Origin of the sequence: Winogradskyella pacifica, from assembly GCF_003386275.1 — a bacterium.
Classification (GTDB): Bacteria; Bacteroidota; Bacteroidia; order Flavobacteriales; family Flavobacteriaceae; genus Winogradskyella; species Winogradskyella pacifica.
In genome coordinates, this window is record NZ_QREI01000024.1 from 1 (window position 1) to 3,346 (window position 3,346).

At 30.4% G+C, this 3,346-nt stretch carries 4 protein-coding genes; all 4 read right to left on the reverse strand.

From position 1 onward, the window contains the following. Positions 1–227: 227 nt before the first annotated feature. A complete protein-coding gene (locus tag DFQ09_RS18480; RefSeq protein ID WP_115813082.1) occupies positions 228–842 on the reverse strand; it encodes a hypothetical protein in 615 nt (204 codons plus the stop codon). Between the two features lie 175 nt (positions 843–1,017). Then, on the reverse strand, positions 1,018–1,518 hold the full coding sequence (locus DFQ09_RS18485) for a hypothetical protein (protein WP_115813084.1): 501 nt from the start codon (positions 1,516–1,518) through the stop codon (positions 1,018–1,020). A 134-nt stretch (positions 1,519–1,652) separates the two neighbouring features. Further along, a complete protein-coding gene (locus DFQ09_RS18490; RefSeq protein ID WP_115813086.1) occupies positions 1,653–2,303 on the reverse strand; it encodes a hypothetical protein in 651 nt (216 codons plus the stop codon). 156 nt (positions 2,304–2,459) lie between these two features. After that, on the reverse strand, positions 2,460–3,233 hold the full coding sequence (locus tag DFQ09_RS18495; protein ID WP_115813088.1) for a DUF3800 domain-containing protein: 774 nt from the start codon (positions 3,231–3,233) through the stop codon (positions 2,460–2,462). Positions 3,234–3,346: the final 113 nt, after the last annotated feature.

Here is a 3,346-nt window from a genome sequence, read left to right on the forward strand (position 1 = left end):
ATTTCTTGCGAAAAGACAAGAGAAGGTAATAATATTAATAATAGTAAGATTTTTTTTATCATAAGTTCTTTATTTCGTCAAACTTGTTGCCAACGGTCTCGTGTATGATTAGTGGCGTGATTTAGCACGAAAGTTAACAAATAATAACCGAATAGAATATTCCGCAGGAATATTCATAAGTAGGCTCGAAATAGCCATTAATTATACACATTGTTGGGCGTTCGTTTTTATTCAAATTTTGTCACTTTAATTTCATTATAATCAGTTCCGTTTTCGTCGATTGGTTTTCCAAAATATCTTGAAGTCAATTTAAAAAAAGTTCGTACTCCAATTTCCTGTTCGATTTCCGCTTTCATTTGCTTTTTGGTAAAGTCTTTGTCTGAGGATTGAAACTCTTTAAGTTCTTCAAGGTAAAGTCCGAAAAGCGGGTCTTTCGAGATATCTAATTCCTCTGGAAGTTTTTCTCCAAAATCAATTTCGATTTCCGTGTCAGCTCCAGACCTTACTCGTTTACGTTTTCCATTTGTAATAATATTGTAACCATAAAAGTCAGTTGTCTGATTTAAGGTCAAAATTGCAATTTCAGAGTTAGGGAATTCGTTCGTTAATTTCTTTTCCAATTCTGATGGGTTTTTATGATAAAACTCAAAAACTAATTCAGAGCTGACAATGAAAATTGTATCGTCATATTTTCCAATAGAAATTCCGTTTTCGTATTGAGCTTCACTAATACTTATTTCATTTGCAGGTTGTAAATTATCAAATCCGATTTTATTTGGAATATCTGTTGTATTTACATTCGCTGCATTTGTTATTGCTATTAAGTAGATTTTAAATCCCATATTTTATGATTTACAAGGTTTTTCTCAAATGACGCCCAACGTGTTTGTGTATGGTTAGTTGCGTGGTTAAGCAACTAAGTTAACAAACATTCACGAACCTGTGAATATTCCGAAGGAATATTCCAGATGAGCACTTACACAGCAATTAATTATACACGGTGTTACCCAACGTTTTTTAACATCCACAATACATTTGTACAATGGTTCTTGTTTCTTTTTCTTCTATAGTATAATAACACCCTAAATTCAAACCGTTCGGCTCAAATGCAGAATTATCTTCATTCCATACATTTTTATCAGATTCTATTTTCTGCACATCATATATTGCCTCAATCCAATTCATTAATTTTTTTCGGTCAATTTTTGGTAATTCTAATTGAACTGTGATTCCTCCAGATTCACTACAATTGTAAATATAATAACATAGATTATTTTCAAACTCTTGTTTAAATGAACACAATATTTCATCATCAAAAGGACTGTAAAATTGCATATCTCTTTTTTCAGAAGTTGTTCCGTAATTATTATTCAGATATAAATAAATTACCTCAAGGTTTTTTTCGTTAGACAGCTTAATTTTTAAGCTATCAATATTCGGTACAATCAAATCATAACTTTGTCCAAAAGCCAAATTTGATGAAATTACAATTAGTAGTATCCAGATGCTGTTTTTCATAATGTTGGGTAACGTGTTTGTATATGGTTTGTTGCGTGGTTTAAGCAACTAATTTAGTAAATAATTACCGACCAAGAAAGTCCGCGAGGACTTTCGTAAGTAGGCGAGAAGCCAGCAATAAATTATATACGGTGTTACCTGCTGGCTTTTTTTCTTCTATTCAGTAAAAATATTCCATATCCGATGAAGCCAATTGAGATTATAATGCTTAAAATTTTTTCGTTCACTATTACGGTTGCATTCCAAAACCATAAACCAATTAAAAGTCCGAACAAAATTACTCCAACACCAATATAAGTCAGATTGTTATTATTCCATTTATCCTCAGCTTTATTATTTCGCTTTAATCCTTTTATTAATTCTCTTCTTAATTCTTCATAGTTGGTATAGCTTGTTGATGAAAGCTTATATGTGAAATTATCTCCGATTAAGGTTAAATCTTTCCACCTCATATATCCAACCTCAGATTTATATTGAGCATTCTGTTTTTCGATTTCAGTGTACGATTTGAATTCGGTTAATGGAATAGTTTTTTTGGTAATTCCAGTAATAGATTTAAAAATCAATTTTCCATCAGTAATTTTAAGAATGTCAAAATCAATAATCCAATAAATTGAATATATACCTAAACCAATAAAAGGAATTCCTAAAATTAAGAGAACTAGCTTTTCAAACCCTTTCAAGGTTAAAATTGTTCCTAATACTATTCCTAATGTTCCGCCTAAAATTAATATCAAAATTGTTGATATTTTTGGTTTAGCGATTATGTCTTTTGGTTTTCTCAATGTTTTTCTCAGCTTGCAGGTAACGTGTTTGTATATGGTTTGTTGCGTGGTTAAGCAACAAAGTTAACAAACAAAAACCGAATAGAAAATCCGCGAGGATTTTCGTAAGTAGGCTAGAACTAGCAATAAATTATATACGGTGTTGGCAACAGTTATTTAATGTATACATCCCATATAAATTTCTCCAAATCTTTCTTTTGCATTTTCCTTTAATTCATTGTTGCAAAATTCAGAAATATAAAGTCCATAAGGTTCTGTCATTTTCATAGGAAATCCATCTCCTGTTTCAAACCTTTCCATATCAATTTCTCCAAGAAGATTGTATCTAATTCCAGCCCATAATTCAAATCCTAATTCTATCTCTAAATCAGGTTCATAACCAGAATTATCACCTGCTTTTACTTTTTTGTCAATAATTTTTAATTGCTCAAGTAACATTGTAGAACAAGAATGAGCAACTAAATCAGCAAGTTGAATTCCTTTAAATTTCTTTGAATCTAATTCTAAATTCAATTCATAGTTTTCCAACCCAATTTCCTTTGCATATTCTTTTCCTGCATTTACGTTTCTGAAATAATTTTCGTCAACATAAATTCCAATATCTTTTCCAAATTCGTTTGAGTTGATTATTTGTTTAAGACCTTTAAAAGTCTCTATTCCGATATTTGGTCTTTCCTCAATTGGTAAAACAACAAGTCCTATTTTACAGACTGAAGAAATAATATTTTTTAAATCATTTCTTACGTCCAACATTTTAGGATATTTTCTATAGTTTAATCCGCTTTTGAATTCATAATTTTCAGGGTCGAATCCGTTATTTTTTAGACTTTCAGAAATTTGATTTTCAATATTTTCTTTAGTCACAATTATTCCACTAATAACAAAATTACCTCTTTCGTGAACGGAATCATCAATGTATATTTTCGTCATTTTGTCTTAATTGTTGCCAACGTGTTTCTTTAGTTTGTAATAAATATCTTTATATAGAAAAAGAGGAGAACTATAACGTGTTTTAGATTAGTGATCCCTTACACGTACGAGTC